The organism is Gemmatimonas sp., from assembly GCF_041689975.1.
Lineage (GTDB): Bacteria > Gemmatimonadota > Gemmatimonadetes > Gemmatimonadales > Gemmatimonadaceae > Gemmatimonas.
In genome coordinates, this window is record NZ_JBDNFF010000263.1 from 1 (window position 1) to 5465 (window position 5465).

6 protein-coding genes are annotated in these 5465 nt (G+C 63.7%); 4 read left to right on the top strand and 2 right to left on the bottom strand.

Going from position 1 to position 5465, the window contains the following annotated elements; all coding sequences use genetic code 11:
- Both flgK and ACESNG_RS16540 read left to right on the top strand, forming a co-directional pair.
- Positions 1-1270, top strand: a 1270-nt coding sequence (gene flgK, locus ACESNG_RS16535) for a flagellar hook-associated protein FlgK (RefSeq protein WP_373069817.1), incomplete at its 5' end; no start/stop codon positions are given.
- Between the two features lie 6 nt (positions 1271-1276).
- On the top strand, positions 1277-1522 hold the full coding sequence (locus ACESNG_RS16540; protein WP_373058949.1) for a carbon storage regulator: 246 nt from the start codon (positions 1277-1279) through the stop codon (positions 1520-1522).
- A 2-nt stretch (positions 1523-1524) separates the two neighbouring features.
- Here ACESNG_RS16540 and ACESNG_RS16545 read toward each other — a convergent pair whose 3' ends face one another.
- Positions 1525-2133, bottom strand: coding sequence for a hypothetical protein (locus tag ACESNG_RS16545; protein ID WP_373058947.1), 609 nt, complete (start codon positions 2131-2133; stop codon positions 1525-1527).
- A 96-nt stretch (positions 2134-2229) separates the two neighbouring features.
- Here ACESNG_RS16545 and motA point away from each other — a divergent pair, with 96 nt between their 5' ends.
- Together motA and ACESNG_RS16555 are read left to right on the top strand one after the other, a co-directional pair.
- Complete coding sequence (gene motA, locus ACESNG_RS16550) at positions 2230-3087, top strand: flagellar motor stator protein MotA (protein ID WP_373058945.1); 858 nt, start codon at positions 2230-2232, stop codon at positions 3085-3087.
- 4 nt (positions 3088-3091) lie between these two features.
- The gene (locus ACESNG_RS16555; RefSeq protein WP_373058943.1) at positions 3092-3955 is read left to right on the top strand and encodes a flagellar motor protein MotB; all 864 of its coding nucleotides are present in this window, start codon (positions 3092-3094) and stop codon (positions 3953-3955) included.
- Between the two features lie 82 nt (positions 3956-4037).
- Here the strand turns inward: ACESNG_RS16555 and ACESNG_RS16560 are convergent, their stop codons facing one another.
- On the bottom strand, positions 4038-5300 hold the full coding sequence (locus ACESNG_RS16560) for an EAL and HDOD domain-containing protein (RefSeq protein ID WP_373058941.1): 1263 nt from the start codon (positions 5298-5300) through the stop codon (positions 4038-4040).
- Positions 5301-5465 lie beyond the last annotated feature (165 nt).

A 5465-nucleotide genomic window follows, 5' to 3' on the forward strand; every position in this document is an offset into this window, starting at 1 on the left:
CATCGATACGATCATCCGCAAGCGCGACCTGTTGCTCGACGACAGTTTTCGCTCGGCGAGTACGCTCGCGGGCAATGCCGAACTGCGCCGCGATCTCATGGGTCAGGTGGAAGGCGTGTTCGGTGAGCCGAGCGACGCGGGGATGGCCAGCGCCCTCGATGCTTTCTGGGGCTCGTGGAGCGACCTTTCCGCGTCGCCCGGCAGCTTGTCGGCGCGCGCGGTGGTGCAGCAGCGCGGTCGTCAGGTGGCGCAGCTGTTCAACCAGTACGACACGCAGCTCACGCAGCAGCGCGATTCCACGATGGAACGGCTGCAGAATACGGTGAACACGATCAACTCGATCGCCGGTCAGGTCGCGGAATTGAACACGCGGATCGTGACCTCCGAAAGCAACGGCAACACGAACAACGACCTGCGCGATCTGCGCGACATGAAGCTCGACCAGCTCTCGAGGATTGCCGGCACGCGGGTCATTCCGCAGGTCGACGGCACGACATCGGTGCTGATCGGTAATTCCACGCTCGTGCAGGGAAGTACGGCACGTCCGCTGTCGCTGAAGCTCGAGACGCCAAACCCGCTGCCGGCCACGCCGCTCACTGATGTGAACGTGCGGATCCAGCTCGGTACGTCGAGCGACCGCCTCGCGCCACTGGCCGGCGAGCTCAAGTCGATGGTGGACGTGTTGAACGTAGACATCCCCGAGGCCCGCAGCCGGCTCGATGCGATGGCGGCGCAGTTCGTCACGGCGGTGAACGCCGTGCACACCACCGGCTACACGTTCAGTGGCAACACCATCCCCGGAACCGTTGCCGGCAACTTTTTCCAAGCCGGCACGGTCCCGAACCCGGTCTCTGCCGCCACAATCATGATCGACAGCGCTATTCTGAGCGACCCGCTCAGGATTGCCGCCAGCGGCAACGCCAACGGCCCGACCGACAATAGCGTGGCGCAGGGGCTCGCCGGACTACGCATCGTAGACAACACGGTCAGTTGGACGTCGAGCACCGGCGCCACGGAGACCGGCTCATTTCTGAGCTTCTTCCGCGGCCTGGTGACCCGCATCGGCATCGATACCGCCGCCGCGGATGACAATGCCACCGTGTATCGCAGTCTGGCAGACCAAGCCGACGCCCGACGCCAGTCGGTCAGCGGCGTGAGTACCGACGAAGAACTGGTGAACATGATGCGTGTGCAGCAGTCTTATCAGGCGGCCACCAAGATGATCAAAGTGGCCGATGAAATGATGCAGACGCTCCTCTCACTGGTCTGATACGCGATGCTCATCCTCGGACGCCGCGAAGGCGACTCGATCATCATTGACGGCGGGATTCGGATCGTCATCGTGTCCTGCGATCGCGGGGGCGTCCGTATCGGGATCGACGCGCCTGGCACCGTCAAGATTCTGCGCGGCGAGATTGCCGATCAGGTCAAGTCTGAGAACGAGCGCGCCGCGGCCCCGGTGGCCACGGAATGGCTGGCCGCCCTTGGCGTGCCGGCACCCTTACCGGCGCCCGGCATCTGATGTCAGCGCGCGCGGCGCGAGGCCTGCAGGGTGGGCAGCTCGATGACACAGCCGTACGGATAGGCGTGTCCGCGTCCATTGCTTCTCGCCAGCAGCCAGTCGATCGCGCCCGCGTCGAGCGCCAGTGCATTGGCGTTGCCCTCACCGGTGCTGCCGTCGGCGGACACCTCGATCCGCACCACATCGCCTTCTGTAGACAGCGCCACGCGGACGACCGCGCCGGCCGCGCCCACACCGGAAGCTCCTCCTCGGCCGGCCCCGACCCGACACGCCGCCGCCAAGGCTACACACAACGCGTGCTGCAGCGCCGACGGCTCGGCTCGTACCGGTTGGACATTATCCGCGGCGATCACCGTGCAGCACACGTCCCGATACTCGGGATGATGCTCGAACAGCGCCAGCGCCGCGCGGATACTGTCGCTGGGCATCAAGGGTTCGAGATCGGCATCACCGCGACGCGGCAGCTGCCGCAGCTGCTCCAGCAAACCGTCCAAGCGCTCGGCATCGTTGCGTAATCCGGAAAGCACGCGTTCGTCGGGAACGCGCGACGAATCGAAGAGTGCGGCGATGGCCGCGACGGTCGCCACCCGATTGCTGAACGCATGTGCCAACCCGCGAAGTAAATCGTCATGTAGCGAGAGCCAGCGTGCCGCTCCGGCATCACCGCTTACGTCTGATCTTTCCACTCGCACTCCAGGATCTGCCGCGTGTTTGTCATCATAGGCTTGGTCATCGTGATGGGCTCCGTCATCGGTGGCTATGTGATGCACCATGGCGAGCTCGCCGTGCTCATCCAGCCCAACGAGTTTCTCATTCTCGGTGGTGCGGGACTTGGCTCCATGATCGTGGCTAATCCGCCCGCGGTCCTGAAGGGTGTCGTGTCCCAGATGCTCGGCCTGCTCAAGCCGAATCCGTTCGGCGCAACCGCTTATGCCGAACTGCTACAGGTACTCTACGAGATCTTCCAGAAGGCCCGCAAGGACGGACTGGTCGGACTCGAGTCGCATATCGAGAACCCCGAGTCCAGCGATATCTTTCAGAAGTATCCGTCGTTCATGGGAAACCACCACGCGGTGTCGCTGCTGTGCGATACGCTCAAGGTGCTGCTCACGGGTACCGTGGAAGACCATAACCTGGCCGAGATTCTCGACGTCGATCTCGAGAAGCATCATCATGAAGCCATGCTGGTGCCCACTGCCGTGACTGCCGTCGGCGACGCCATGCCCGGCTTCGGCATCGTGGCCGCGGTACTCGGCGTCATTATCACGATGGGCTCGATCGGAGGCGCCGCCTCCGAAATCGGTGAAAAGGTCGCCGCCGCCCTCGTCGGCACGTTTCTAGGCATTCTGCTCGCCTACGGTGTGTTCGGTCCGATCGCCTCGGCAATGAGCAGTCGCATTGCCGCCGAGCATGACTATATGCTCTGCGTGCGCACGGCCCTGCTGTCGTTTGCCCGCGGCGATGCACCGATGACCGCCGTCGAGTTTGCCCGCCGCAACGTGGAACCGCATGAGCGCCCGAGCTTCACGGAGCTCGAAGAGATGACGCGCAAGAAGGCCGCGTAACCTCATGGCTCCGCGCGGTGGCAAGAAGATCATCATCGTCAAGAAGAAAGTCGCCGGTCACGGCGGCCATCACGGCGGCTCATGGAAAGTGGCCTACGCCGACTTCGTGACCGCCATGATGGCGTTCTTCATGGTGATGTGGATTCTTGGCATGGACGACAAGACGAAGCAGGCCATCGAAGGCTACTTCGCCAATCCGGTCGGCTATAAAAAGGGCTACGGCGCCGGTTCGAGTCCGCTCTCGACGGGCACCGCACCCACGAACGTGCAGAAGACGCCGTTGCGCATGATCGTGCGCAGCACCGAACAGCGGACCTTCGAGCAGCTCAAGAACGCGATCCTCGAGAAGGTCGCCTCGAACGATTCGCTCAAGGCGCTCAAGGCCTTGGTCGACGTCCAAGTCACAAACGACGGCCTACGCATCGAACTCGTGGAGACCGGCAGCGGTGACGTCTTCTTCCCGCTTGGCTCGGCCAAGATGAAGTCAGCCACGATGCTCGCGCTGCAGTTGATCGGCACCGAACTCGCCACGCTGCATCACCCGGTGATTCTCGAAGGCCACACCGACGCCGCGCAGTTCATTTCCGCCGGCGGCACGTACGGCAACTGGGAGCTCTCCGCCGACCGTGCCAACGCCGCCCGTCGGGTTCTCGAAGGCGTCGGACTGAGCGACGGTCGCATCGTCGAGGTGCGCGGCTACGCCGCCACCAAGCCGCGCATCACGGACGATCCACTCTCCGCCGCCAACCGCCGCATCTCGATTCTGCTCCCTTTCAGCATAGCGCCCGACGGCGCCGCGGATGCCGCAAGCATGGCGCAGTACAAAACCGATTCGATGCACGCCAGTCTTGCGAAGAGGGTCCCTTGAACTCCTGACCCGAAACTTTCACTCAATACCCACCACTCACGTGAGTTTAGAGTTTTGAGTAGAAGTTTGGAGTTCTGAGTCTTTATCCCGCACTCGCCAGTCTTTGCGTCGCCCACGCCGCCGCCGCCGCGTAAAGCCCGGCGAGCTCGGATCGCAGCGCGATCGCCACGTTGTCGTCGGCATCGACTTCGCTCCACTCCCCGCGCTCATAGGCATCAGCCAGGCGGAGCACCGGCGCGTGCGGTCCGGTGCCCGTAAGCAGGGCGTCGCGCACGTCAACGCTTACCGGGAGCCGCTCGAGTACGGACTCCATTGGCAGGCCGAGCAGCGCGTCCATGCGCGAGAGAAGTCCCACCAGAAAGCGCGCTGCAGGATCGCCGCTGAGCCCGTGAGCGGTGACGGTCTCGCAGAAACGGCCGCGCACGAGGGACTGCACGACGGCTTCGTGCGCCACCGGGCTCTGCCCGCCGACGGTGGCGACCAGCATGATGAGCATCCAGCGCGACAGCGCTTCACGGCCAATCAGGCGAATGGCATAGTGAATCGAATCGACGGAGCGGGCCCCGAACGAGGCTGAATTCACGATGCGCAGCAGGGACAGCGACAGCGCCGGGTGGCTGCGGAACGCTTCCTCGAGCGCCGAATCCGTGACATCCGGCTCGTTCAGCAGCGCCATGATGTTGAACACCGTGGCGTGCTGCACGTTGACCGCGCGCCCGTCCAATGTCTCCGGACGGCTGAACACATAGCCCTGGAACAGTACGCACCCGATCGACTCGCAGGCGTGCAGCATCTCCGCCGTTTCCACCCGTTCAGCGAGCACCGTCAGCCCCAACCCTTTCAAGCGAGCAACCGTCGGTGCGAGCTCAGCGGCTGTTTTCCCCAGGACATCCAGCTTCACGATACTCGCGAACGGCAGCAAGGGATCGAGCGACGCGCGTCCGTCGTAATCATCGAGCGCCAGGCGATACCCCTCAGCCACGGCCCGTTCGCAGGCGTCGACCACGGCGGCGTCGCCGTCCACCGTTTCCAGGAGCTCCAGCACCACCGCCGTGGGGTCGAAGATCTTGTAGAGTTCGCCCAGCAGGTGTTCGCGGGTAATGTTCACGAAGGCGGTCGTGCCGGCGGTCAGTCGGTCGAGGCCGATGGACAGAAGGGCGTGCAGGGCCGTATCGCCGCACATGTGCGAGTCCGACAGGCCCACGGCCTGCGTGGCGTCCCGGTTGGCGCGATACAGGAGCTCATAGGCCACACGCCGTCGATTCGTATCGAAGATCGGCTGCCGCGCAATGAATACGTGTTGTGCCGTTGGTAGCGGCGTCACGTCGACTTCGGTGTAAGTCATACAGGGCTCGGGTTCGACATCTTAACCTTCCACTATCGTCATGATCGCGCAGCAACTTCACTTCGAACGTTGGGAAGGGATGAAACGTTGCCGCGCGCGGCACATTATCGCGCTCGGCCTCCCGCTTTCAATGGTTTTGATGGCCGGATGTCGTGATCGGGATGC